A 22,593-nucleotide genomic window follows, 5' to 3' on the forward strand; every position below is an offset into this window, starting at 1 on the left:
GTGATGAGCCCGGCGGTTTTGTATTGAAAAACGCTGGTTCCAGGCATACCCCCCTGGCTTGCCAGCCATCTCCCCCTCAAGGGGGGAGATTACGCCTTCATGAACGGTCAGCGCCAATCGCCGACATTGTAGAAGAGGGTAGCAGTCGATGCCAGCCAATCTCCCCCCTTGAGGGGGAGATGCCTGGCAAGGCAGAGGGGGGTGTGAGGAAGCGCACAGACATTTCACCCTCACCAATGCGGCGGCTTCGTCACCGGAATATCCGGCGCGGCCTGTTCCTCCAGCACGAGAAACCGATCCGTCAGCGCATCGAGCTTTTTACGCATCGCTTCGATGGTCTTCCACTGCTCGGTGATCTGCCCGGAGAGTTCCTCGATCGTCTTCTCCTGCTCCGCGATGCGGATTTCCAGTTCCACGATACGCTCCGCGTCGGTGCCGTTCATCGTTGTCTCCGTCCGATATCAAAGGGTAACCCTGCCAGAAACGGTCCGATCAATCCACCGCTTGAGGCGTCTTTCGGACTCTTTGGTGTTGACACGGGCGGCGTCCTTGGATGATTCGTGCTAAAAAGCATGGCCCCGAAAAGTTGCAGACTTTTCGGATAAGATTATGCGTTTAAAGGACTGGCTGGCGGTTTGACCATCCGGGAATGAAGATCACCAATGGATGGGATATGGCGCGGGCTGCAATCGAACTCATCGGCATCGACAAGCGTTTCGGGTTGGTCCATGCCAACCGCGATATCAATTTGGCGATAGAACGGGGTACCATTCACGGCATCATCGGCGAGAACGGCGCGGGCAAGTCGACGCTGATGTCTATCCTCTACGGCTTCTATCAGGCCGATCGCGGCGAGATCCGCGTCAATGGCAAAAAGGTCGCCATCATCGATCCCAATGCGGCCATCGCCGCCGGCATCGGCATGGTGCACCAGCATTTCATGCTGGTGGAAAACTTCACTGTGCTGGAAAATATCATGCTCGGCGTCGAGGGCGCGCCGCTGCTCTCCAAGGGCATCGCCAAAGTTCGCGCGACATTGCGACGGCTGGAGGAAGAATATGGCCTCGAAGTCGATCCCGACGCGCTGATCGAGGATTTGCCGCTTGGCCTGCAGCAGCGCGTGGAAATCCTGAAAGCACTCTATCGCGGCGCCGATATTCTGATCCTCGACGAGCCGACGGGCGTGCTCACCCCCGCGGAGGCCGACCATCTTTTCCGCATCTTGAGGAAACTCAAAGAGCAGGGAAAGACCATCGTCCTCATCACCCACAAGCTGCGTGAGATCAAGGCCGTCACCGATAACGTCTCGGTCATGAGGCAGGGGGAGATCGTCGCGACGCTGAAGACTAAGGATGCAAGCGTCGAGGAATTGGCGGAGCTGATGGTCGGAAGGCGTGTGCTCCTGCGTGTCGACAAAGGCGCGGCGAAGCCCGGCGAGGTCAAGCTTGCGGTCGAGAATTTGACCGTACGCGACAACCGGGGGTGTGTCGTTGTCGAAAACGTCTCCTTCAATGTTCGCGCCGGCGAGATTGTCGGCATCGCCGGCGTGGCGGGCAATGGTCAGTCGGAGCTGATCGAGGCGATTGCCGGCATTCGCCGCGCGGTTTCGGGAAAGGTGACGCTCGATGGCCGGCCGGTCGATGTCACCGGCAGGGCCAACCCGGCGGAACTCAGGCAACGCGGGCTCGCTCATGTGCCGGAGGATCGGCACCACATGGGGCTGGTGCTTCCTTTCGAGGAAAGCGAGAACGCCATTCTCGGCTATCACGACGATCCGCGCTATCTCAAGGGGCCGTTCCTTGACATCGAGGCGATACGCGCGGACGCGCAGAAGAAGATCGCGCAATACGATATCCGCCCCGCCGACGCCCGCCTGAAGACCGCCAATTTTTCCGGCGGCAACCAGCAGAAAATCGTGCTCGCGCGTGAGATCGAGCGCGATCCATCAGTTCTCATCGTCGCCCAGCCGACACGCGGGGTCGATGTCGGCGCCATCGAGTTCATCCACCGCCGCATCATCGAGATGCGCGATGCCGGCAAGGCCGTGTTGCTCGTCTCCGTCGAATTGGATGAAATCCGCTCGCTCTCCGACCGCATCCTGGTGATGTTCGCCGGCCGCATCGCCGGCGAATGCGGCCCAGAGGCAAGCGAAGGCGAAATCGGCCTGCTGATGGCGGGCGTGGAAAAGAAAGCGGCAGCGGAATGATTGCGACACAGGCACTCATGATTATCGATGTGCAGAATGCGATCGATGATCCGAAATGGGGCAGACGTGGCCAGCCCGGAGCAGAGGCGGCCATCGCGCAATTGCTCGCCGCGTGGCGCGAACGCCGCCTGCCGGTGATCCATATCCGCCACGATTCCACCGATCCGGATTCGCCCTACCGTCCCGGCACCAGCGGCAATGAGTTCAAGGCGGAAGTAGCGCCGCAGCCGGGCGAGCCTGTTGTTGATAAACGCACCAACAATGCCTTCATCGGCACCGATCTGATGGATGTGCTCGACGAGTTGCAAATCGGCAGCCTTGTCGTTACCGGCGTTCTCCTTGAAAACTCCGTCGATGCGACCGTGCGGATGGCTGCCAATCTCGGCTTCGAGGTCACCATCGCCGAAGATGCGGTGGCAAGCGTCAACCGCACGGACCATAACGGCAAGACGTGGGCAGCCGAAGATGTCCATGCCCTCACCCTGTCCATCCTCGATGGCGAATACGCGCGTATCTCCAATTCAAAAGCCATTATCGAGGCCCTGCCATGAGCCAACCTTTCGCCAAGCTCCCCGCCTGGGCGGATTACGGCCTGATCCCGCTCGTCAATCTGATCGTCGCCTTTCTCGTCGCGGGGCTGGTGGTTCTGCTCGTCGGGGAAAATCCGCTGCAGGCGGCGGTGCTGATGGTCAAGGGCGCGTTCGGCTCCGGACAGGGCATCGGTTATACGCTCTATTACGCCACGAACTTCATTTTCACCGGCCTTTGCGTGGCGGTAGCCTTCCATTGCGGCCTCTTCAATATCGGCGGTGAAGGGCAGGCCTATCTCGGCGGCCTGGGCGTCTCGCTGGTCTGTCTTGCCGTCGGCAATCTCCTGCCATGGTGGCTGACCTTTCCGCTCGCCATTCTGGGCGCGGCGCTTGCGGGTGCGCTATGGGCGCTCATTCCGGCCTGGCTGCAGGCGCGGCGCGGCTCGCATATCGTCATCACCACCATCATGTTCAATTTCATCGCCGCCAGCCTCATGGTTTACCTGCTGGTCGGCGTCCTGAAACCCGCCGCGTCCCAAGCGCCGGAAACCGCCGTTTTCGGGCCGGGCGGGCAGTTGCCGCAATTGGGCTGGCTGTTGCAGATGTTTGGCCTCAAGGTCCGCTCCGCCCCATTCAATGTCTCGTTTCTGCTGGCGCTTCTCTCTGCCTTCCTCGTCTGGGTGCTGATCTGGCGCACGCGCCTTGGCTATGAAATCCGCACCTTGGGCCTAAGCCCCCGCGCCGCCGATTATGCCGGCATCAGCCAGACGAAAATAATCATCATCACCATGATGATTTCGGGCGCATTGGCAGGCATGATGGCGCTCAACCCGATCATGGGCGCGCAGCATCGCATGCAGCTTGATTTCGTCTCCGGCGCGGGCTTCGTCGGCATCGCCGTGGCGCTGATGGGCCGCTCGCATCCTCTGGGCATCGTGCTGGCGGCGATCCTTTTCGGCATGCTCTATCAGGGCGGCGCGGAAATCGCCTTCGACATGCCCAATATCTCGCGCGACATGATCGTCATCATTCAGGGCCTGGTGATCCTCTTCGCCGGCGCGCTTGAGCATATGTTCCGCCCGGCGCTCCAGCGCCTGTTCGGGCGCATTGCCGGGTCTGCCTTACGCGCCGCGCCCGTCACCACCGGGGAGAGCCACTGATGGACGCTTACGTCACGCTCATCCAGCTTCTGGATTCCACCATCCGCCTTTCCGTGCCGCTGCTCTTTGCCTGCCTCGCCGGGCTCTATTCCGAGCGGTCAGGCATTTTCGATATCGGCCTTGAAGGCAAGATGCTGGCCGGCGCTTTCGCCGCCGGCACCGCCGCCTATCTCACGGACTCGGCAATGGCGGGCCTTCTCGCCGCCGTTCTGGTTTCGGTGCTGCTGGGGCTGGTGCACGGCTTCGCCTCGATCACCCATCGCGGCAACCAGATCGTCTCCGGCGTCGCCATCAATTTCATTGCGGCGGGCACCACGGTCATCTTGGGTCAAGCCTGGTTCCGGCAAGGCGGGCGCACGCCGTCGCTGCCTGCAGCTGCGCGTTTCGGCGATCTGCAATTGCCCGGCGCGGAGGCCTTGAGGGATGTACCGGTCATCGGCTATATCTATTCCGAGCTCATCTCCGGCCATTCCATCCTGGTCTATCTCGCCTTCCTCATGGTGCCGTTCACCTGGTGGGTGCTCCAGCGCACACGCTTCGGCCTTCGCTTGAGGGCGGTGGGTGAAAACCCGGCGGCGGTGGATACGGCGGGTATCTCCGTCCCATGGCTGCGTTATCGGGCCGTGATCTGCTGCGGCATCCTCTGCGGCTTGGCAGGGAGCTACCTTGCCCAGGCGCAAGGCGCGGGCTTCGTCAAGGACATGACGGCCGGCAAGGGCTATATCGCGCTCGCGGCGCTGATCTTCGCCAAATGGCGTCCGGTCAACGCCATGTTCGCCTGCCTGCTGTTCGGCTTCCTCGATGCGCTGGCGATCCGCATGCAGGGTCACCCGCTGCCGTTGATTGGCGAGGTGCCGGTGCAGTTCATGCAGGCGCTGCCCTATGTGCTCACCGTCGTCCTGCTCGCGGGCTTCATCGGCAAGGCCATCCCCCCAAGGGCGGGCGGGGTACCCTATGTCAAGGAACGCTAACCATATCGAGGGGAAAGCCCATGTCCAAGGACTTGTTTGATGCGGCCCATGCCGCAATGCAGAAATGCCATGCGCCTTATTCGAAATTTCCGGTGGGCGCGGCATTGCGCACAAGGGACGGGCGCATCTATGCTGGCTGCAATGTCGAAGTGATTTCTTTCCCGGAAGGCTGGTGCGCGGAGACGACCGCGCTTGGCGCTTTCGTCATGGGAGGGGGTGGGGAAATTTCCGAAATTCTCGTCCTCGCCGAGAAGCTTGAGAAATGCCCGCCTTGCGGCGGCTGCCGCCAGCGTCTGGCCGAATTCGCCGGGCCGGAAACGCCGCTGCATTTGTGTGACAACACCGGCGTGATGGAAACCGTGCTGCTGGGCGACCTGCTCCCGCGCGGCTTCAAGACGGATGTGATTGGGGGATAGAGGAATTTTTGTTTTGATGGAAACGCTGTTCACCCCCCTCTGCCCTACCGGGCATCTCCCCCTCAAGGGGGGAGATTACGCCCTCATTAACGTGCGGCGCCAATCGCCAACATTGCAGAATAAAGGCGGATGGCGGTGTCAGCCAATCTCCCCCCTTGAGGGGGAGATGCCCGGCAGGGCAGAGGGGGGTGTTTCAAAATGAACGAAGCAGCAAACCTGATCGCCGCACGGCTCGAAGAGACCAAGCTCGCTCCAAAAGTCGCCATCGTGCTCGGTTCCGGCCTCGGTCCCCTCGTGGATAGCATCGAGGATGCGGTGCGCTTCTCCTATGCCGATCTGCCCGGCTTTCCGCCAAGCGGTGTTTCCGGCCATGCGGGCGAGCTGGTGGCCGGGCGGCTTTCGGGCAAGCCGGTGCTCGTTCTCTCTGGCCGGGCGCACTATTACGAGCATGGCAATGCCGCCGCCATGCGTCCCGTTCTGGAGACGCTTAAAAGCCTTGGCATCGACACGCTGATCCTCACCAATGCCGCAGGCTCGGTGCGTGAAGATCTGGCGCCCGGCAGCGTCATGCTGATCGATGATCATATCAACTATTCCGGTCTCAACCCGCTCATCGGCGAGCCCTCCGATGCGCGTTTCGTCGGCATGACGTCCGCCTATGATTCCGGTCTCAAACAGGCTTTCGAAGCCGCCGCCCTCAAGGCCGGCGAGGCGTTGCCGCGCGGCGTCTATATGTGGTTCTCCGGCCCGTCTTTTGAGACGCCGGCGGAAATCCGCATGGCGCGGGTTCTGGGCGCGGATGCGGTGGGCATGTCCACCGTGCCGGAAGTCATCCTCGCCCGTTTTCTGGGTCTGCGTATTGCCGCCTGCTCGGTCATCACCAATTTCGGCGCGGGTATGACCGGAGCGGAACTGTCGCATCAGGAAACCAAGGACATGGCGCCCATCGGCGGTCGCCGCTTGCAGGCTATCTTAAAAAATCTGGTGGGAGAAATCGCATGACCGCAGACGACCGCAGATCGCTGGCGCTTCGCGTGCTGTCCTTGATCGACCTGACCGACCTTGACGACAATTCCACGGCGCAAGGCGTGGCAGAACTGAGCGCCCGCGCGATAACCCCGCATGGCCATACGGCGGCGATCTGCATATGGCCCCGTTTCATCGAGACGGCAAAGGCGCTTCTGCACGGAACCGGGGTGCGGGTCGCGACGGTCGTCAATTTCCCCCATGGCGGCACCGATATCGATGGCGTGCTGGCCGAGACGCGGCGGGCAATAAGCGATGGCGCCGACGAGATCGATCTCGTTCTGCCCTATCGCGATTTCGCCGCCAATGGCGCGGCCCTTTCCCGGCAGATGATCGGCTCCGTGAAAAAGCTCTGCGGCCGCAAGGTGAAGCTCAAGGTCATTCTGGAGACAGGCAAGCTCGCCGATGAAGCCGCAATCGAGTCCGCTTCGGAAGTGGCGCTGGAAGAGGGCGCGGACTTCATCAAGACCTCGACCGGCAAGGTGGAAATCAATGCCACGCCGGCGGCGTTGCGCATCATGCTGGAAGCGATCCGCGAGTCGGGCAGCGCAGCCGGGGTGAAGCCCGCCGGCGGCATCCGCACGCTCGACGATGCCGCGCAATATCTCGATTTCGCCGATGCGATCATGGGCGAAGGCTGGGTAAAACCGGAAACCTTCCGCTTCGGCGCGTCAAAGCTTCTCGACGATGTGCTTGGCCAGCTGGGCAGCGGCGCGAGCAGCACGGCGTCATCGGGCTATTGATCCCCATGCTGCCGCAAGAAATCATCCGCGCCAAGCGCGACGGAAAGGTGCTGCATCCAGACCAGATCGCCTTTTTCGCCAGAAGCATCGCCACCGGCGCTGTCAGTGAAGGCCAGATAGCCGCCTTCGCCATGGCGGTCTTCTTCAACGGCATGAGCCGCGATGAGGCGGTAGGGCTGACGCTCGCCATGCGCGATTCCGGCGATGTGCTCGATTGGTCGTCGCTCGATGGCCCGGTGGTGGACAAGCATTCGACCGGCGGCGTCGGCGACAATGTCTCGCTGATGCTGGCACCCATCGTCGCCGCCTGTGGCGCCTATGTGCCGATGATTTCCGGTCGCGGTCTCGGCCATACCGGCGGCACACTCGACAAGATGGATGCGATTCCCGGCTATATCAGCCAGCCCGACAAGGCGCGCTTCGAGACGACGGTGCGCGAGGCCGGCTGCGCCATCATCGGCCAGACCGCCGATCTGGCGCCCGCCGACAAGCGCTTCTATGCGATCCGCGACGTGACGGCGACGGTCGAATCCATCCCGCTCATCACCGCCTCGATTCTGTCGAAGAAGCTCGCCGCCGGTTTACAAGGGCTGGTGCTGGACGTGAAATTCGGCAATGGCGCGTTTATGACGAAAAGCCGCGATGCGACGGCGCTTGCCGAAAGCCTCGTCGCGGTCGCCAATGGTGCGGGCCTTCCCACCACGGCGCTCCTCACCGACATGGACCAGCCCCTGGCGCTCGCCGCGGGCAATGCCGTCGAGGTTAAGAATGCCGTCGACTTCCTCACCGGCGACCGGCGCGATGCGCGGCTCCTTGAGGTGACGCTGGCGCTCGCCGCCGAAATGCTCGTCACCGCCCGCTTGGCGCAAACGCCGCGTGAAGCGATGGAACAGGCGCAAGCAGCGCTGACAAGTGGCAAGGCGGCTGAAACATTCGGGCGGATGGTGGCGCTTCTCGGCGGACCCAGCGATTTCATATCGCGCCCCGCGCATTATCTCCCCGCCGCGCCTGTTATCCGCCAAGTGCCGTCGCCGCAAAAGGGCTTTGTCGGCTCCATTGAAACCCGCGCGCTGGGCTTGGCCGTCGTCGCGTTTGGAGGCGGACGCACGCGCCCCGAGGATAAGATCGATCACGCAGTCGGCCTCACCGCCCTGCAGCCGATTGGCGCTGAAATGAACGCGGGCGACCCGCTCGCGATGGTCCACGCCCGCGACGAGGCGGCAGCGGAGGCGGCGGTTCGCGCTGTCCAGGCCGCCTACGGTTTCGTGCCATTACGCCCGCGCGCCAGTCATCCGGTCAAGCGCCGGATTGCAGGATAAAGAATAGAATTTTATGTGCTGGCCCTGCCCACGGAAGGAAAGGCGCTGGCGAAAAGTCTCGGCGCGAAATTTGTCGAAATCCCCGGCGGCCACGGCAGCCCAATCGAGCAGCCGCAGCGCCTTGCGCGGATTCTTACGGCGTTTCTGCAGAACGCGTCGAGCGGATAGCTGGTTATATCAGGCGGATCGGCGCGGAGATGGACGTGGGTGATCCGCCAGCGTTTGTCCAGGCCCGCAACGAGGCGGCGGGTGGGTGGTCCAGGCCGCTTGCGGCTTTACCCAACTCAAACCCTGCGCCATCTGCCCGGTCAAGCGCCGCATCGCGGGGGTGACATTCTTGCCGGTTTGGAGAATATGCGAAAAACGCCTTACATCACATAGGCGGCAATCGAAGCGCCTGTCAGCACGACCGCCAATGCAATCATGATGCCATAAAAGCGCGGCCGGTCGAACAGCACCGCGAAAGCAGAGAACCATGCAACGATGGCCGCGCCGAGCGCGAAGAGGAACCCGGGCTTGTCGCCGATCGTGATGTTGACGGCCATCAGTCCGCCGATGATGAGCGCGCCGAATACAATCAGCAGCCCGGTGGCGTATCTTTCGTAATCGTCCATTTGCATTCCTCGATCAGGCGCGGATGCCCTTATTATTCGCTTCTAGGCATAACATATTATCCCTCGTCTCCAACAGCAAATCAGGATTTCGGATAGGATCAACGCCATGGAATCGCTTGGGATAATTTCCTTCGAAACGGCCATAGGCTCCTGCGCCATCTCCTGGGGCGAGCGGGGCATTGTTGGTGTGCAGCTGCCGGAGGCGAGCGCGGCGGCGACGCTGGCGAGGCTGCGGAAGCGGTTTCCGCCGGCGCAAGAGATGCCCGCGCCTGCTCCTGTGCGGGAGGTTATAGACGGCATCGTTGCCCTCCTCGAAGGCGAGAAGGCCGATCTTTCAAAGGCTCCGCTCGATATGGAAGGGCTACCGGCGCTTCATCGGCAAGTTTATGAGATCGCGCTCCAGATACCGCCCGGCGAAACCCTGACCTATGGCGCGATCGCGAGGCGGATCGGCGGTGTCAGCCTTTCGCAAGCCGTGGGGCAGGCGCTTGGCAAGAACCCCTTCCCCATCATCGTTCCCTGCCATCGCGTGCTCGGCACCGGCGGCAAGACGGGCGGCTTTTCGGCCAATGGCGGTGCTGAGACGAAGTTGCGGATGCTGACCGTCGAGGGGGCGAGGACGAGCGATGAGCCTGACCTCTTCGGCAATCTGCCGCTTGCGATGAAGCCGGGGCGCGGCTGAATTCAGCGGAGCTTCGAAACAACATCCGCCGAAAAGCGCAATTCGCGCATGGGGCGTACATGCCTGGTGGTCTCGCTATAGGTAGGGTGGGCCTTGTAAGCCGCCAGCGCCGCCTCGTCGGCGAATTCGGCATAGACGACGAGATCGATCCTGTCGCAGAGCGGATCGACCTTGGTGTTGTCAAGAACCTCGAACAGATCGCAGTAGGGGATCGTCCCCAATTGCTCCAGCCCTGTACGCATCTCGTCTAGAGACTGTCCTTCCTTGGCGCTGAAAAAAACGATGTGCCGGATCAAGGCGGACTCCTTTTCATCCAAGTTGGAAATTGGAGAAAGGCAATAAGGCAGTAGGGCAGTAAGGCAATAGGGAATTGGAGATTACAGGCAGAAAATGGCAGCAAGGCTGGTAACAAAAAGTTTGTCTTTTCCTACTGCCCTACTGCCTTATTGCCCTAATGTCTTCATGCGGCCGCGCGGCCCTTTTCCGTGCCGGGGGCCAGCGTCACTTTGAGGCCGTTCAGTTCCGGCGTCATGATGAGCTGGCAGGAAAGGCGGGAGTTGTTCTCAACGTGGAAGGTCTGGTCGAGCTGGTCCTGCTCCTCGTCGAGCGGCTCGTAGAGCTTGTCGCGCCAGCCCTCGTCCACATAGACATGGCAGGTGCCGCAGGCGCAGGCGCCGCCGCACTCGGCCTTGATGTCCAGCCCCCAGTCGCGGATGATCTCCATCACGCGGAAGCCTTCGAGCGCCTCCAGCGTATGGCGTTCGCCATTCTGGTCGGTAACGTGGATGAGAAGCGTATCGGAACTCACTATGATTATGCCGCCTTCAGTTTCTTCTGTAGCGAGGTGGATGAGGTCGTATACTGGAAGATAATGCGCTCGCCGGGCGCCACAATACGTTTTGCCGCGTGCGCCATCAAGGCCGCCTCGTGGAAGCCCGATAAGATGAGCTTCAGCTTGCCCGGATAGGTGTTGATATCGCCGATGGCGAAGATGCCCGGCTCGGACGTCTCGAACTTCTCTGTATCGACCGCGATTAAATTCTGGTCGAGATTGAGCCCCCAATCGGCGATGGGCCCTAGTTTCATCGTCAGGCCGAAGAACGGCAGGAGACGGTCGGCTTCGAGGATCTCCTCGCCTTCGGCACCCTTGAGGATGACTTTCGACAATTCGCCGTTCTCGCCCTGCAGGCTGCCCAACTGCCCCATGCGGAACGCGACACGGCCCTCTTTTTCCAGCGCCCACATCTTGTTGACGCTGTCGGGCGCGGCGCGGAATTCCGGGCGGCGGTGAACGAGTGTCACCGATTTCGCCACCGGCTCCAGATTGAGCGTCCAGTCAAGCGCGGAATCGCCGCCGCCGACGATGACCACATCACGGTCGCGGAACGCCTCGATCTTGCGCACGGCGTAGAAGACGCTCTTGCCCTCATAAAGCTCAATCTCCGGCACGGGCGGGCGCTTGGGCTGGAAGGAACCGCCGCCGGCGGCAATAACGATAATCTTGGTCAGGAAGGTTTCGCCGGCATCGGTCTCGACGCGGAAGCGGCCATCTTCGAGGCGCTCCAGCGCCGTCACCATGGTGGAGAAATGGAACTGCGGATCGAACGGCGCGATCTGCTTCAGGAGATTGTCGGTCAGCGCCTGTCCCGTGACCTCCGGCAGGCCCGGAATGTCATAGATCGGCTTTTCCGGATAAAGCTCGGCGCACTGTCCGCCCGGACGGTCGAGAATGTCAATGACATGGGCGCGCAGGTCGAGAAGGCCCAGCTCGAACACCGCGAACAGGCCAACCGGCCCCGCGCCAACGATTACAACGTCTGTTTCAATCAATTCGGACATTAATGCTTCCTGTCGTTCAAGTCGAAATATCGAAATTCTGGCGTGTGCTCGAGGCATCACCCCTTCTGCCCTACTGGGCATCTCCTCCTCCCCATCGTCATCCTCGGGCTTGACCCGAGGATCCACGGCTAAGGAGCGCTGACCTTGCCGTGGCATCGGGGCATTCCCGTAAGCGCGTATGGCCGATATCAGGGACGATTACTCATGATCCCGTCCCGTATGATAAGCCCGGTTCCGCCTCCTTGCCGTGGATCCTCGGGTCAAGCCCGAGGATGACGACCGGAAAGGCAGTAGATGGCCGGCAGGGCAGAAGGGGTATCTGGCGCTTCCATCCCACTTCAAGCCACCGGCATCCGCCGCCAGCTATAACTGCCAGCCTGCGCCGATCCACGCCCCGGCTGGTAATAGCCCGGCGTGTCGTGCAGATCGCGTCCCTTCAGGCGTTCCAGCGCTATCCGGTTGGTCACCTGCAAGGTGTCGAAACCGGCGCGAAGCATGAACACCACCTGATCGATCAGCACATCACCCACCGCTCGCAACTCTCCACTAAATCCGTGGCGGCCTTTCAGCAGTTCGGCTTTCGAATAGGACCGGCCATCGTTGAAAGCCGGGAACTGAAGCGCGATCAGCGGGATCGTGTCCAGCTTTTCGAGCAGCGGGTCGATATCCTCGCCCGGCGCAACGGCAACGCCGATCCGGCGATTGCTGGTGCGCCTGACATCGTCATCTAGCCCAAGCCATGCGGCCAGCGGCAGGATGACGGCAGGCGCATCGCCCGCTGCGTCCAGGCTTTCCGCCTCGATATAGGGATCGTCGCGGAAACCTTCACGGCCCCACAGTTGTTTTTGGTTCTGCTCGGCTGCACTCATGAATTCGTTCCTGTCGGCGATAGATTGGACAGCGTGTCGGTCAGGCCCGTGAGATGGATGCCGCATTCCGTCTTGTCCGAACCGGCCCAGCGCCCGGCGCGCTGGTCTTCTCCGTCCGCGACCGGCCTGGTGCAGGGCATGCAGCCGATGGAGCGGTAGCCCTTCTCGACAAGCGGATGGGCGGACAGGCCATGCGCGACCATATAGGCCTGCAGATCCGTCGTTTGCCAGCGGGCCAGCGGGTTGATGCGAATGCGCGGGCCGACCGCCTCGAACACAGGAAGCTCTGCGCGGGTCGAGGCCTGGAACTGCTTGCGGCCCGTCATCCAGGCGCGGTATGGCGCGACGGCGCGGGCCATCGGCTCGACCTTGCGGATATGGCAGCAGCGGTCCTTGTCGGTCATGGACAGGGCGCCGAAGGGGTCTTTTTCTTTAAGCGAAACCGGCAGGGGATAGACGTTGCGAACATCCGTCAGGCCAAACTCCTCAACCAACCGGTCGCGATGCGCGAGCGTCGCGCTGAAATGCTTGCCCGTATCGAGGAAGATGACGGGCGTCGAATGGTCGACCTCTGAAATCAAGTGCAGCAGCACGGCGGATTCCGCGCCGAAGGAGGAGACCACCGCGATCTCCTCGTTGAAGAGATGATCCACCGCGAGTTCGATGATGAGCCGCGAATCAAGCCCGCCATAGCGCGCTTCCAGCGCGCGCGCCTCGTCGGCTATGGCTTTTTCATCGATATCAGGCAGCACGGCTGATTTCACCATAGAGCGCCTCCTTGAACGGAGCCGCGCCCACGCGCCTGTAGGCGGCGAGGAAGGTTTCGTCCTTGCTGGCGCGCAGACCGAGATAGGTATCGACGATCTTTTCGATGGCATCGACCACCTCTTCCGAGGAGAAGCCGCGACCAGTGATTTCGCCGACCGTGGTGATCTCATCGGCCGAACCGCCAAGCGTGATCTGATAAAGCTCCTCGCCCTTTTTCTCGACGCCGAGAATGCCGATATGGCCGACATGGTGATGGCCGCAGGCATTGATGCAGCCGGAAATCTTGATCTTCAATTCGCCGATTTCCGACTGGCGCTCCGCCGCGCCGAAGCGTACGGAAATGCGCTGTGCCACCGGAATGGAGCGAGCATTGGCGAGCGCGCAATAATCGAGGCCCGGGCACGCGATGATATCGGTGATCAATCCGGCATTGGCGGTGGCGAGACCGTCGGTCAGAAGCAGTTCATAGACCATATGCAGATCGGCAAGCGCCACAGAGGGGAGCACCAGATTCTGCTCGTGGCTGACGCGGATTTCGTCCTGGCTGAACTTCTCGGCGATATCGGCAACCAGTTCCATCTGCTCGGCGCTGGCATCTCCGGGGATGCCGCCGATGGGTTTCAGCGAAATGGTGACGACGCCGTAATCCGGGTTCTTGTGCGGCGTGACGTTCTGGTCGACCCAGGCGGCAAAACCGGCATCCGCCTTCTTCGCGGCAGCAAGCGCCGCCCAGCCTTCCGGCCGCGCGAGCAGTGCCGGGGGGCGGAAATAGCTGTCGATGGCGGCGATATCGCCCTGCGGCAGCTTGAGGTCGCTCTCCTTCAGCGCCTGCCATTCGGCTTCGATCTGGCGGGTCAGTTCCTCCGTGCCGGTCTCATGAACGAGTATCTTGATGCGCGCCTTGTACTTGTTGTCGCGGCGGCCATGCAGATTGTAAACGCGGACGATGGCCGTGGTGTAGGACAGCAGGTCCTCGACGGGCAGGAAATCGCGGATCATCTTGGCGACCATCGGCGTGCGGCCCTGACCGCCGCCGACATAGACCGCGAAGCCCAGTTCGCCAGCCTCGTTCTTCTTCAGATGCAGGCCGATATCGTGGACCTGGATTGCCGCGCGGTCATGCTCGGCGCCGGTGACTGATATCTTGAACTTGCGCGGCAGATAAGAGAATTCCGGATGCAACGAGGACCATTGCCGCAAGATTTCGCCGAAGGGGCGCGGATCGGCCACCTCGTCGGCGGCGACGCCGGCGAAATGATCCGCCGTGACATTGCGGATGCAATTGCCTGATGTCTGCATGGCATGCATCTCGACTTCCGCCAGTTCGTCGAGAATCGCCGGAATGTCGCCAAGCGCCGGCCAGTTGTACTGGATGTTCTGCCGCGTGGTGAAATGGCCGTAGCCGCGATCATAAGTGCGGGCGATATGGCCAAGCTTGCGCATCTGGCGGCTCGACAGCGTACCGTAGGGTACGGCAACGCGCAGCATATAGGCATGAAGCTGGAGATAGACGCCATTCATCAGGCGCAGCGGGCGGAACTGCTCCTCGGTCAGTTCGCCTGATAGACGGCGCTGGACCTGATCCTTGAACTGCTCGACGCGGGCCGCGACAAAGGCATGGTCGAATTCGTCATAACGATACATGGCTTACAAATTCCCGGATAGGTTACGCGGTACGAAATCGATGGTCGGGCCGGAGATGCGGATGCGCTCGCGCAGGCGCAGCGGGTAGAGCGTACCGCCGCGTTCCTCGACATCGATCAGATTGACATCGACTACCAGATTGGCGCGGATCGCCGCCTTGCCGATGGCTTCCAGCGCCGCTTCCGCTTCGGCGTTCCGTGCAATGGACACCCCTTCGATCGTGGGACGCCATTCACCGTCGGCCCCATACCAGACGACTTCGCCATCGATGAGGCGGTTGGCGGTCAGAACCTTTGATGTCATGGGTTAAGTCCTTCAACTTCAGGCGAGCGTTTCATGGCAGTTTCCGCCTTGGGGGACAGGGAAGCGGGCGTAAACGCCAGGGAGATGCCCGGCACGATCTCGGCGCCGATGCCGGCATCGCGGAGCGTCGCCATCTCCTCGCCCGCGCGGCTGGAGAGGAACAGATCACCGGATTTGAGCCGCGCCACGCGCTTGCCCTCCTGGGCCAGTTGCACAAGCAGCGCACCGGCCTCGCGGCTCCTCGCACGGCATCCCTTGCGATTGCCGACAGCAATGCGCTCCGCATCGCGGCGGCCCATGGCGATGATGGCCTCGGAAACGCCCGTATCATGGACAATCACATCCGCTTCCATCAGCACGCGCTGGGCGCGCAGCGTCAGGAGATCCTCAGCGCCCGGACCCGCGCCGACGAGCCAGACATAGCCCTGCGGCGCGTCATGATGCTCAAGAAGCGCCTTCGCGGCGGCATGGGCGGCGGCCTCGTCGCCGCGCTCAACGCTCCGCGCCACAGTCCCGGAAAAGAAGGCGCGCCAGAACAGCCGGCGGGCGACGCCTTTGGCCAAAAATTTCTCGACGGCGGGACGATAAGCCTCCGCCAGCCGGGCGAGATCACCCAGACGGGGGATCAACGCCGCATCGATGCGGGCGCGGATCATCTGGGTCAGCACCGGGCCGGTGCCTTCAGAGCCGATGGCGATGGCAACCGGCGCGCGGTTGACGATGGCCGGGGTTAGAAAATCGCAAAGCTCGGGACGGTCCACCACATTGACGGGAATGCGCTGGCGACGCGCCTCGGCGGCGATTGCCGCTTCCATTCCTTCCTCGCCGGTGGCGACGAAAACCAGCTTTGCGCCGCCAAGATGGGCGGGAGCGAAGGGCTCGGCCACATGTTCCAGCCCGTGCTCCGCGATGTAACGCGCCAGCACCGGCGCCGGCTCCGGCGACACGATACGGACAACAGCGCTTGTCTCAGCCAAAAGCCGCACCTTGTTGAGCGCTTCCTCGCCGTCACCCACGACGACCACCACTTCGTTCCGGATACGGAAGAAGGCGGGGAAGACCGACAGGGAGGCTGGATTGGACGCCACGGGATATCCTTTTCGATAGGCCTGGATTATCGGCCATTCGCCAAGGATTTATAAGGAACAGACTTGCGCTTGAATATGGCGCGAAGCACCGTTTTTTTCTTAAACTGTGACGCCACCAGAATTTTCGTTCCCCTCACGAAGGGAATGAAAATCCCACAATTCTTATGGGATTTACCAATCAACACAAGTATTTAGAGTTGGCAGAACCAGCTTGAAATAGCCCTCTCGGGTTAAACCCGAGGACTGAGAATGGCGGCAGGACAAGGAGCATCGTTCCTACCTCTAATTTCCAGCCATAAACGCAGCGGGGACGTGCAGCGGCCAGCGCCATGGCAACACAGCGACGAGATCGAACCGCAATGACAGCCGCGTCCGGTCCGGCTGGCGCGCCAGCCAGAGGTCGGCGGCGGCTTCGATGCGGCGCATGGCGGTGTGGTTGACCGCCTCCATCGCCGCTTCGAGCGATGAACGGGCTTTGACCTCGACGATGAGGATCAAATCACCGCGCCTAGCGATGAGGTCGATTTCGCCAAGCCGGGTCTTGTAACGGCGCTGAACGATGCGGAAGCCTTTCAGCATCAAGGCAAGCGAGGCCAGCCGTTCCGCCGAATGGCCGCGAAAGAACGCCTTGCGCTTGCGGTCGAGCGCCGTCATCCCTTCTTCAGCTCGATGAGCCGCTGATAAAGCTCGCCTTTCTGCCCGCCGGTCATCTTCGCGGCTTCCCCCGCCGCTTTCGCCGGAGACATTTCGGCGGAAAGCGACAGGAGCAGGCGGTCGATATCCTCCGCGCTTGCCGGAGCGCGTGTCTCTTCGGGCGGGCCTACCAGCAGGACAACCTCTCCGCGCAGACGGTCCTCGCCGTCGAACTGGCGGGAGAGTTCACCCAGCGGCGCGGTCACCACCGTCTCATAGGCCTTGGTCAACTCGCGGCAGAGCGCGCCCTTGCGGGTCTCGCCGAAGACCGCCGCCATATCCGCCAAAGTGGCGGCGGTGCGGTTGGGGGATTCGAAGAAAACGAGCGTCGCGTCGATGCGCTGCAGCGCCTCGAGCCTCGCGCGGCGCTGCCCCTGCTTGACCGGCAGGAAACCGGCGAAGAGAAAACTATCCGTCGGCAGGCCCGATGCCGTGAGCGCCGCCAGCACGGCGGATGCGCCGGGGATGGGCACGACGCGGATGCCGGCGGCCTTCGCTTCCCCCACCAGCCGGTAGCCGGGATCGGAGACGAGCGGCGTTCCCGCATCGGAGACGAGCGCGACGCTCTTGCCCTCTTTAAGTGCGGCGATCAGCTTCGGCCCCGCCTCCGCCGCGTTGTGCTCGTGATAGGCGACGGGACGCCTGGTGATGCCGAAGCGATCGAGCAGGACGCGGGTGACACGGGTGTCCTCGCAGGCGAGGACATCGGCGCCCGCGAGGGTTTCGAGGCCGCGGACGGTCATGTCGCCGAGGTTGCCGATGGGTGTTGCGACGATATAGAGCGCGGGTTCAAGCGGGCGGGCATGGAACCGGGCCTGGCCGATGAGGTAGTCGCGGGAGGGGGTTTCGGTCAAAGAGAGCGCTCCTGTTTGCGTGGAAGCGCTATAGCACCCCCCTCTGTCCTGCCGGACATCTCCCCCTCAAGGGGGGAGATTGGCTGACACCACCCTCTGCCTTCCTTCCGCAAGGCTGGCGATTGGTGCCGAACGCCAATGAAGGCGTAATCTCCCCCCTTGAGGGGGAGATGTCCGGCAGGACAGAGGGGGGTGCTCGACGGTAAATGCATGGACACCGGCTTCATCTGAAAAGGTGACCCCACCCTATGCCACAAATCATCCGCTGCAAAACATCAAGCCGCCAGATCAGCCACAACCGCATCCAGCAGCAGCGCTCCATCAGGTGTGGCGCGGATGTGGGTGGCGTCCATCGGCTCGATCAGGCGCTGGCCGACGAGGCTTTCGAGCCTGCCCGGATCGATATCGTGGCCGGTCAGGCGGCGATAGCGCGCCAGATCCACGCCCTCGACAAGCCGCAGGCCCATCATGAGGAATTCGTCGCCTTCCTGATCGGGCGTCAGATATTCCTCTTCCACGATGCCATGGCCCTGGCTCTCGGCTTTTTCCAGCCAGGTTTCGGGATGGCGTTCGGTCATGGTGACGGTGCGGATGCCGTTTTCGACGAAGCGGCCATGGGCGCCGGGGCCGATGCCGGCATATTCGCCATAGCGCCAATAGACGAGATTATGCCGCGACTCCGCCCCCGGCGCGGCATGGTTGGAAATCTCATAGGCCGGAAGGCCGTGCGCCACCGTTACGGCCTGCGTTTCGAGATAGAGCGCGGCGGCATGGTCGCCATCGGGCGTCACCAGCTTTCCCGCCTTCCAGAGATTGTAGAAGGGCGTGCCTTCCTCGATGGTCAATTGATAGAGCGAGAGATGATCGGCGGCGAGCGCGATGGCCTGTTCCAGTTCCGCGCGCCATTCGGCGATCGACTGGTCGGGCCGGGCATAGATCAGATCGAAGGACAGGCGGGGGAAGATTTCGCGCGCGAGGCCGATTGCCGTCAATGCTTCCTCGACATTGTGCAGGCGGCCAAGCCGTTTCAGGTCCCGGTCGTTGAGAGCCTGTACGCCGAGCGAGACGCGGTTGACGCCCGCCGCGCGATAGCCGCGAAAACGCTCCGCCTCGACGCTCGACGGGTTGGCCTCCAGCGTCACCTCGACGCCATCGGCGATGCTCCAATTGGCGGCGATCTCGTCCAGCAGCCGTTCCACCGTAGCGGGCTGCATCAGCGATGGCGTACCGCCGCCCAGGAAGATGCTTGTGACGACGCGAGGACCTGTTCGCTGCCGTATCGTTCGCATCTCCCGCGCGAAGGCGGAAGCAAAGCGCGCCTGATCGACCGGCTGATGGCGGACATGGCTATTGAAATCGCAATAAGGGCACTTGGCCGCGCAGAACGGCCAATGCACATAGACGCCGAAGGTGTTTTCACCCTCGGTCATGCTATTCAATACCCAGCGCATCGCGGGCGAAAAGCTGGAAGGCCCGGGCGCGATGCGAAAGCGCTTCCGCCATGCCGGGCTTCCAGCCATGCTTTTCTTCCGCTTCCATTTCGCCGAACGTTCTTTCGTGACCGTCGGGGAGGAACATCGGGTCGTAGCCGAAGCCTTGGCTCCCGCGCGGCGGCCAGACGAGCGCGCCTTCCACTTCGCCGCGATAGAAATCCGTATGGCCATCCGGCCAGGCGATGCAGATGACCGAGACGAACCGGGCGGTACGCTTATCCGGCGTCAGCGCGCCCTTCTCCCGCAGGGCATTCTCTACCCGGTGCATGCCATAGACGAAATCGCGCGTACCATCAGGAGTTTCCGCCCAGTTGGCGGTGTAGACGCCGGGCGCGCCGTCAAGAGCGTCAACGGCAACGCCTGAGTCGTCCGACAGCGCAGGCAAGCCCGTCGCCTTCGCCGCTGCCAGTGCCTTGATGGCAGCGTTTTCCTCAAACGTCGTGCCGGTCTCTTCCGGCTCGGGCAAGCCAAGCTCGGCTGCCGATTGCGTCTCGAAACCGAACGGCCCGATCAGGTCATGAATTTCCTGGAGCTTGCCCTTGTTATGGGTTGCGACGATGAGCCGGCCCTTTTCAAGCTTCCGCATGGTCAAGCAACCGCCATCTTCTGCAATGAAACCAGCCTGATAATGCCAACCCGCGCGAGCGCCATCAGCGAGGCGAATTCCTCTTCCGAGAAGGGCGCGCCTTCGGCGGTGCCCTGGATCTCGACGATGCCGCCCTTGCCGGTCATGACGAAATTGGCGTCCGTCCCGGCGGTTGAATCCTCGGCATAATCGAGATCGATGACCGGCGCGCCATCGACGATGCCGCAGGAGATGGCGGCGACATGGTCTTTCAGCACCTTGTCGAGCTTGACCATCTGGCGGGTTTCCATCCAGCGCAGGCACTCGTGCAGCGCCACCCAACCGCCGGTGATCGCGGCGGTGCGGGTGCCGCCATCGGCCTGGATAACATCGCAATCCACCGTTATCTGCTGCTCGCCCAGCGCCTGCAGGTCGACCACGGCGCGCAAGGAACGTCCTATGAGGCGTTGAATTTCCAGCGTCCGCCCGCCTTGCTTGCCGGAGGAGGCCTCGCGGCGCATGCGATCGCCGGTGGAGCGCGGCAGCATGCCATATTCCGCCGTCACCCAGCCCTTGCCGGAATTGCGCATCCAGCCCGGCACTTTTTCCTCCAGGCTCGCCGTGCAGAGCACATGCGTATCGCCGAAGCGGACCAGGCAGGAGCCCTCGGCATGTTTGGAAACGCCGCGCTCGAAGGAGACGGCGCGCATTTCGTCGGCGGCGCGCTTGGATGGACGCATGGGATGAACCTCGATTCACAAAACTTAAAAAAGGGCTTTTAGGCTGCAAAAGCAGAAATAGAAAGGGAGTTACCGCCTGCCCGGCTTTGATCCCCGGAAAGTCCGTCATATATAATCATGTTCACCCGCTTCAGGGCAAAGGAGTCCATGCAACGGACATGATGAAAGCAGTGGTTCCCGAAACGCTCGCGGCCCTCGACCAGCGCTCGCGCGATATTTTCCGGCGCATCGTCGAGAGCTATCTGGGCGATGGCGAGCCGGTCGGCTCACGCAATCTTTCCCGCCTGCTGCCGCTGGCGCTTTCACCGGCGACGATCCGCAATGTGATGAGCGATCTGGAGCAGCTGGGCCTCATCTATGCGCCGCACGTTTCGGCGGGGCGCCTGCCGACGCAGATTGGTTTGCGCTTCTTCGTCGATGCGTTTCTGGAAATCGGCGATTTGCCGCCGGAGGAACGCAAGTCCATCGAAACACAGGTGCGCGCCGCAGGCGGCGCCCATTCGATGGAGAAGGTGCTGACCGAGGCGAGCCAGATCCTTTCCGGCCTGTCGCGCGGCGCGGGACTAGTGCTTGCCACCAAGGCGGAAGGCGGTGCGCTCAAACATATTGAATTCGTGCGGCTGGAGCCGACGCGGGCGCTCGCCGTTCTCGTCACCCAGAGCGGGGATGTGGAAAACCGCGTCCTCGACCTTCCGCCCGGTGTGACGGCCTCGCAGCTCATCGAGGCATCGAACTTTCTCAACGCGCATATCCAGGGCCGCACCCTCTCGGAAGCGCGCAGCGAACTGGCGCGGCTGAAGGACGAAACGAAGCAGGCGCTCGACACGCTGTCGCAGCATCTGGTCGAGCAGGGGCTCGCCATATGGAGCGGCGGCGGCAACGACCAGCCGACGCGGCTCATTGTGCGCGGGCGGGCCAATCTCCTGGAAAACCTCCACGCACAGGAGGATATCGAGCGGCTGCGGCACCTTTTCGACGATCTGGAAACCAAGGAAGGCATGATCCAGCTTCTCGAACTGGCGGAAGCCGGATCGGGCGTGCGCATCTTCATCGGCTCGGAAAACAAGCTCTTCTCGCTGTCCGGCTCCTCGCTCATCGTCGCGCCCTATCGCGACGCGGAGCAGCGGGTTGTCGGAGCGCTCGGTGTTATCGGCCCGACACGGCTCAATTATGCCCGCATCGTGCCGATGGTGGATTATACCGCGCAGATCGTTTCGCGACTCTTGCGTTGACGCTCGAGATTATGCATCTCTTCAAGCACTTGATTTTCAAGGTTTGAAGCTCGATATCCGGGCACGATGATTTCAGAACGGAAGAAGAGAAATGGCTGACGAAAAGCATAAGGGCGAGACGCCAGACCTGCATCAACGCGACATTAACAATCCCAGGGATCGCGATGCGCTGAAGCGCGCGGCCGACGATTTCCTTAAAAGCCGCAAGGCCGAGGCCCGCGCCGAAGCCGTGGAAGACGAGGCGGAAGCGCAAGACGCCGATCCGGTGGCGGAGCTTCAGGCCGAAAACGGCGAATTGAAGGACCAGCTCCTGCGGCTTGCCGCGGAGATGGAGAATTTGCGCAAGCGCACCGCCCGCGACGTGCAGGACGCCAAGACCTATGCGGTCGCCAATTTCGCCCGCGACATGCTGGCGGTTTCGGACAATCTGGCCCGCGCCCTCGAAGCCATTCCCGCCGAAGCGTTGGAAAAAGGCGACACCGGCCTCAAGGCGCTTGCCGAAGGCGTGGAGATGACCGAACGCGCCATGCTTTCCACGCTGGAACGCCACGGCGTGAAGAAAATCGAGCCTGAGGGCCAAAAATTCGACCCGCATTTCCATCAGGCGATGTTCGAAATTCCGAATAGCGATGTGCCGAACAATACCGTGCTGCAGGTGATGCAGCCCGGCTACGTCATCGGCGACCGCATGTTGCGCCCGGCACTCGTCGGCGTATCGCGCGGCGGACCGAAGCAGGCGGCAACCGCCGAAACGGCTGCGGAACCGGTCGATCCGCAGGCTGAGAAGGACGCTTGAGCATTTTATAGGCGGTTCATGTTTTGATGGAATCGCCAAGCG

26 protein-coding genes and 1 pseudogene are annotated in these 22,593 nt (G+C 62.2%); 12 read left to right on the forward strand and 15 right to left on the reverse strand.

The annotated features are described in order from the left end of the window. Positions 1–230: 230 nt before the first annotated feature. Positions 231–443 carry a SlyX family protein gene (locus C7477_RS11825; RefSeq protein ID WP_110752334.1) on the reverse strand — a complete coding sequence of 71 codons (213 nt, stop codon included), beginning with the start codon at positions 441–443 and terminating at the stop codon, positions 231–233. A gap of 230 nt (positions 444–673) precedes the next feature. Between C7477_RS11825 and C7477_RS11830 the strand changes: the two genes are divergently transcribed. The 9 genes from C7477_RS11830 to C7477_RS18985 all read left to right on the forward strand — a co-directional run bounded on the left by C7477_RS11830 (position 674) and on the right by C7477_RS18985 (position 8,539). Further along, positions 674–2,206, forward strand: a complete 1,533-nt coding sequence (locus C7477_RS11830; protein ID WP_110752448.1) for an ABC transporter ATP-binding protein — start codon at positions 674–676, stop codon at positions 2,204–2,206. After that, positions 2,203–2,757 (forward strand): cysteine hydrolase family protein, encoded by a 555-nt coding sequence (locus C7477_RS11835; protein ID WP_245411822.1) that lies wholly within the window; start codon positions 2,203–2,205, stop codon positions 2,755–2,757. Before C7477_RS11830 ends, C7477_RS11835 begins: the two co-directional genes overlap by 4 nt. Continuing rightward, complete coding sequence (locus C7477_RS11840) at positions 2,754–3,896, forward strand: ABC transporter permease (protein ID WP_110752336.1); 1,143 nt, start codon at positions 2,754–2,756, stop codon at positions 3,894–3,896. The genes C7477_RS11835 and C7477_RS11840 overlap by 4 nt, the downstream gene beginning before the upstream one ends. Next, positions 3,896–4,867 carry an ABC transporter permease gene (locus tag C7477_RS11845; protein WP_110752338.1) on the forward strand — a complete coding sequence of 324 codons (972 nt, stop codon included), beginning with the start codon at positions 3,896–3,898 and terminating at the stop codon, positions 4,865–4,867. The genes C7477_RS11840 and C7477_RS11845 overlap by 1 nt, the downstream gene beginning before the upstream one ends. Before the next feature lie 20 nt (positions 4,868–4,887). Further along, positions 4,888–5,283, forward strand: coding sequence for a cytidine deaminase (locus C7477_RS11850; protein ID WP_110752340.1), 396 nt, complete (start codon positions 4,888–4,890; stop codon positions 5,281–5,283). Between the two features lie 198 nt (positions 5,284–5,481). Then, positions 5,482–6,285 (forward strand): purine-nucleoside phosphorylase, encoded by an 804-nt coding sequence (locus tag C7477_RS11860; RefSeq protein WP_110752344.1) that lies wholly within the window; start codon positions 5,482–5,484, stop codon positions 6,283–6,285. Then, on the forward strand, positions 6,282–7,052 hold the full coding sequence (deoC, locus tag C7477_RS11865; protein ID WP_110752346.1) for a deoxyribose-phosphate aldolase: 771 nt from the start codon (positions 6,282–6,284) through the stop codon (positions 7,050–7,052). Before C7477_RS11860 ends, deoC begins: the two co-directional genes overlap by 4 nt. Positions 7,053–7,057: 5 nt before the next feature. Then, a complete protein-coding gene (gene deoA / locus C7477_RS11870; RefSeq protein ID WP_110752349.1) occupies positions 7,058–8,371 on the forward strand; it encodes a thymidine phosphorylase in 1,314 nt (437 codons plus the stop codon). Between the two features lie 15 nt (positions 8,372–8,386). Further along, positions 8,387–8,539: an alpha/beta fold hydrolase gene (locus tag C7477_RS18985; RefSeq protein WP_181418405.1), complete on the forward strand. Its 153-nt coding sequence runs from the start codon at positions 8,387–8,389 to the stop codon at positions 8,537–8,539. A gap of 200 nt (positions 8,540–8,739) precedes the next feature. Here C7477_RS18985 and C7477_RS11875 read toward each other — a convergent pair whose 3' ends face one another. Beyond that, positions 8,740–8,985 (reverse strand): hypothetical protein, encoded by a 246-nt coding sequence (locus tag C7477_RS11875; protein WP_110752351.1) that lies wholly within the window; start codon positions 8,983–8,985, stop codon positions 8,740–8,742. A gap of 106 nt (positions 8,986–9,091) precedes the next feature. On the opposite strand from C7477_RS11875, the gene C7477_RS11880 reads away from it, so the two are divergent. Next, a complete protein-coding gene (locus tag C7477_RS11880) occupies positions 9,092–9,667 on the forward strand; it encodes a methylated-DNA--[protein]-cysteine S-methyltransferase (RefSeq protein ID WP_110752353.1) in 576 nt (191 codons plus the stop codon). 2 nt (positions 9,668–9,669) lie between these two features. Here C7477_RS11880 and C7477_RS11885 read toward each other — a convergent pair whose 3' ends face one another. The 13 genes and pseudogenes from C7477_RS11885 to rph all read right to left on the reverse strand — a co-directional run bounded on the left by C7477_RS11885 (position 9,670) and on the right by rph (position 20,523). After that, positions 9,670–9,963, reverse strand: coding sequence for a Dabb family protein (locus C7477_RS11885; protein WP_110752355.1), 294 nt, complete (start codon positions 9,961–9,963; stop codon positions 9,670–9,672). A gap of 164 nt (positions 9,964–10,127) precedes the next feature. Beyond that, a complete protein-coding gene (locus tag C7477_RS11890; protein WP_110752357.1) occupies positions 10,128–10,475 on the reverse strand; it encodes a 2Fe-2S iron-sulfur cluster-binding protein in 348 nt (115 codons plus the stop codon). Positions 10,476–10,480: 5 nt separating this feature from the next. Next, the gene (locus C7477_RS11895; RefSeq protein WP_110752359.1) at positions 10,481–11,506 is read right to left on the reverse strand and encodes an NAD(P)/FAD-dependent oxidoreductase; all 1,026 of its coding nucleotides are present in this window, start codon (positions 11,504–11,506) and stop codon (positions 10,481–10,483) included. 338 nt (positions 11,507–11,844) lie between these two features. Then, positions 11,845–12,375 (reverse strand): DUF934 domain-containing protein, encoded by a 531-nt coding sequence (locus C7477_RS11900; RefSeq protein ID WP_110752361.1) that lies wholly within the window; start codon positions 12,373–12,375, stop codon positions 11,845–11,847. Next, complete coding sequence (locus tag C7477_RS11905; protein WP_110752363.1) at positions 12,372–13,142, reverse strand: phosphoadenylyl-sulfate reductase; 771 nt, start codon at positions 13,140–13,142, stop codon at positions 12,372–12,374. The genes C7477_RS11900 and C7477_RS11905 overlap by 4 nt, the downstream gene beginning before the upstream one ends. Then, entirely contained in the window at positions 13,117–14,787 is a 1,671-nt protein-coding gene (locus C7477_RS11910) for a nitrite/sulfite reductase (protein ID WP_110752365.1), read from the reverse strand. The genes C7477_RS11905 and C7477_RS11910 overlap by 26 nt, the downstream gene beginning before the upstream one ends. Positions 14,788–14,790: 3 nt before the next feature. After that, on the reverse strand, positions 14,791–15,090 hold the full coding sequence (locus C7477_RS11915) for a DUF2849 domain-containing protein (RefSeq protein ID WP_110752367.1): 300 nt from the start codon (positions 15,088–15,090) through the stop codon (positions 14,791–14,793). Positions 15,091–15,149: 59 nt separating this feature from the next. Next, positions 15,150–16,208 (reverse strand): annotated as a pseudogene (locus tag C7477_RS11920) (SAM-dependent methyltransferase); the annotation flags it as partial. Positions 16,209–16,460: 252 nt separating this feature from the next. Beyond that, positions 16,461–16,832 (reverse strand): YraN family protein, encoded by a 372-nt coding sequence (locus tag C7477_RS11925; RefSeq protein ID WP_110752371.1) that lies wholly within the window; start codon positions 16,830–16,832, stop codon positions 16,461–16,463. Next, positions 16,829–17,725, reverse strand: a complete 897-nt coding sequence (gene rsmI / locus C7477_RS11930; protein WP_110752373.1) for a 16S rRNA (cytidine(1402)-2'-O)-methyltransferase — start codon at positions 17,723–17,725, stop codon at positions 16,829–16,831. Before rsmI ends, C7477_RS11925 begins: the two co-directional genes overlap by 4 nt. A gap of 275 nt (positions 17,726–18,000) precedes the next feature. Beyond that, entirely contained in the window at positions 18,001–19,155 is a 1,155-nt protein-coding gene (gene hemW, locus C7477_RS11940; RefSeq protein ID WP_245411823.1) for a radical SAM family heme chaperone HemW, read from the reverse strand. A gap of 1 nt (position 19,156) precedes the next feature. Next, positions 19,157–19,804: an RdgB/HAM1 family non-canonical purine NTP pyrophosphatase gene (gene rdgB / locus C7477_RS11945; protein ID WP_110752379.1), complete on the reverse strand. Its 648-nt coding sequence runs from the start codon at positions 19,802–19,804 to the stop codon at positions 19,157–19,159. A 2-nt stretch (positions 19,805–19,806) separates the two neighbouring features. Continuing rightward, on the reverse strand, positions 19,807–20,523 hold the full coding sequence (rph, locus tag C7477_RS11950; protein WP_110752381.1) for a ribonuclease PH: 717 nt from the start codon (positions 20,521–20,523) through the stop codon (positions 19,807–19,809). A 158-nt stretch (positions 20,524–20,681) separates the two neighbouring features. On the opposite strand from rph, the gene hrcA reads away from it, so the two are divergent. Further along, positions 20,682–21,755 carry a heat-inducible transcriptional repressor HrcA gene (hrcA, locus tag C7477_RS11955; protein ID WP_110752383.1) on the forward strand — a complete coding sequence of 358 codons (1,074 nt, stop codon included), beginning with the start codon at positions 20,682–20,684 and terminating at the stop codon, positions 21,753–21,755. Between the two features lie 91 nt (positions 21,756–21,846). Beyond that, the gene (grpE, locus tag C7477_RS11960; RefSeq protein WP_110752385.1) at positions 21,847–22,551 is read left to right on the forward strand and encodes a nucleotide exchange factor GrpE; all 705 of its coding nucleotides are present in this window, start codon (positions 21,847–21,849) and stop codon (positions 22,549–22,551) included. The last annotated feature ends 42 nt before the right edge of the window (positions 22,552–22,593 follow it).

The organism is Paramesorhizobium leguminum, from assembly GCF_003217235.1.
Classification (GTDB): domain Bacteria; phylum Pseudomonadota; class Alphaproteobacteria; order Rhizobiales; family Rhizobiaceae; genus Paramesorhizobium; species Paramesorhizobium leguminum.

What these genes read in the sequence shown, in the direction of transcription:
- C7477_RS11825 (WP_110752334.1), bottom strand. Translation starts at nt 443, where the DNA reads ATGAACGGCACCGACGCGGAGCGTATCGTGGAACTGGAAATCCGCATC.
- C7477_RS11830 (WP_110752448.1), top strand. Translation starts at nt 674, where the DNA reads ATGGCGCGGGCTGCAATCGAACTCATCGGCATCGACAAGCGTTTCGGG.
- C7477_RS11835 (WP_245411822.1), top strand. Translation starts at nt 2,203, where the DNA reads ATGATTGCGACACAGGCACTCATGATTATCGATGTGCAGAATGCGATC.
- C7477_RS11840 (WP_110752336.1), top strand. Translation starts at nt 2,754, where the DNA reads ATGAGCCAACCTTTCGCCAAGCTCCCCGCCTGGGCGGATTACGGCCTG.
- C7477_RS11845 (WP_110752338.1), top strand. Translation starts at nt 3,896, where the DNA reads ATGGACGCTTACGTCACGCTCATCCAGCTTCTGGATTCCACCATCCGC.
- C7477_RS11850 (WP_110752340.1), top strand. Translation starts at nt 4,888, where the DNA reads ATGTCCAAGGACTTGTTTGATGCGGCCCATGCCGCAATGCAGAAATGC.
- C7477_RS11860 (WP_110752344.1), top strand. Translation starts at nt 5,482, where the DNA reads ATGAACGAAGCAGCAAACCTGATCGCCGCACGGCTCGAAGAGACCAAG.
- deoC (WP_110752346.1), top strand. Translation starts at nt 6,282, where the DNA reads ATGACCGCAGACGACCGCAGATCGCTGGCGCTTCGCGTGCTGTCCTTG.
- deoA (WP_110752349.1), top strand. Translation starts at nt 7,058, where the DNA reads ATGCTGCCGCAAGAAATCATCCGCGCCAAGCGCGACGGAAAGGTGCTG.
- C7477_RS11875 (WP_110752351.1), bottom strand. Translation starts at nt 8,985, where the DNA reads ATGGACGATTACGAAAGATACGCCACCGGGCTGCTGATTGTATTCGGC.
- C7477_RS11880 (WP_110752353.1), top strand. Translation starts at nt 9,092, where the DNA reads ATGGAATCGCTTGGGATAATTTCCTTCGAAACGGCCATAGGCTCCTGC.
- C7477_RS11895 (WP_110752359.1), bottom strand. Translation starts at nt 11,506, where the DNA reads ATGTCCGAATTGATTGAAACAGACGTTGTAATCGTTGGCGCGGGGCCG.
- C7477_RS11900 (WP_110752361.1), bottom strand. Translation starts at nt 12,375, where the DNA reads ATGAGTGCAGCCGAGCAGAACCAAAAACAACTGTGGGGCCGTGAAGGT.
- C7477_RS11905 (WP_110752363.1), bottom strand. Translation starts at nt 13,142, where the DNA reads ATGGTGAAATCAGCCGTGCTGCCTGATATCGATGAAAAAGCCATAGCC.
- C7477_RS11910 (WP_110752365.1), bottom strand. Translation starts at nt 14,787, where the DNA reads ATGTATCGTTATGACGAATTCGACCATGCCTTTGTCGCGGCCCGCGTC.
- C7477_RS11915 (WP_110752367.1), bottom strand. Translation starts at nt 15,090, where the DNA reads ATGACATCAAAGGTTCTGACCGCCAACCGCCTCATCGATGGCGAAGTC.
- C7477_RS11925 (WP_110752371.1), bottom strand. Translation starts at nt 16,832, where the DNA reads ATGACGGCGCTCGACCGCAAGCGCAAGGCGTTCTTTCGCGGCCATTCG.
- hemW (WP_245411823.1), bottom strand. Translation starts at nt 19,155, where the DNA reads ATGACCGAGGGTGAAAACACCTTCGGCGTCTATGTGCATTGGCCGTTC.
- rdgB (WP_110752379.1), bottom strand. Translation starts at nt 19,804, where the DNA reads ATGCGGAAGCTTGAAAAGGGCCGGCTCATCGTCGCAACCCATAACAAG.
- rph (WP_110752381.1), bottom strand. Translation starts at nt 20,523, where the DNA reads ATGCGTCCATCCAAGCGCGCCGCCGACGAAATGCGCGCCGTCTCCTTC.
- hrcA (WP_110752383.1), top strand. Translation starts at nt 20,682, where the DNA reads ATGATGAAAGCAGTGGTTCCCGAAACGCTCGCGGCCCTCGACCAGCGC.
- grpE (WP_110752385.1), top strand. Translation starts at nt 21,847, where the DNA reads ATGGCTGACGAAAAGCATAAGGGCGAGACGCCAGACCTGCATCAACGC.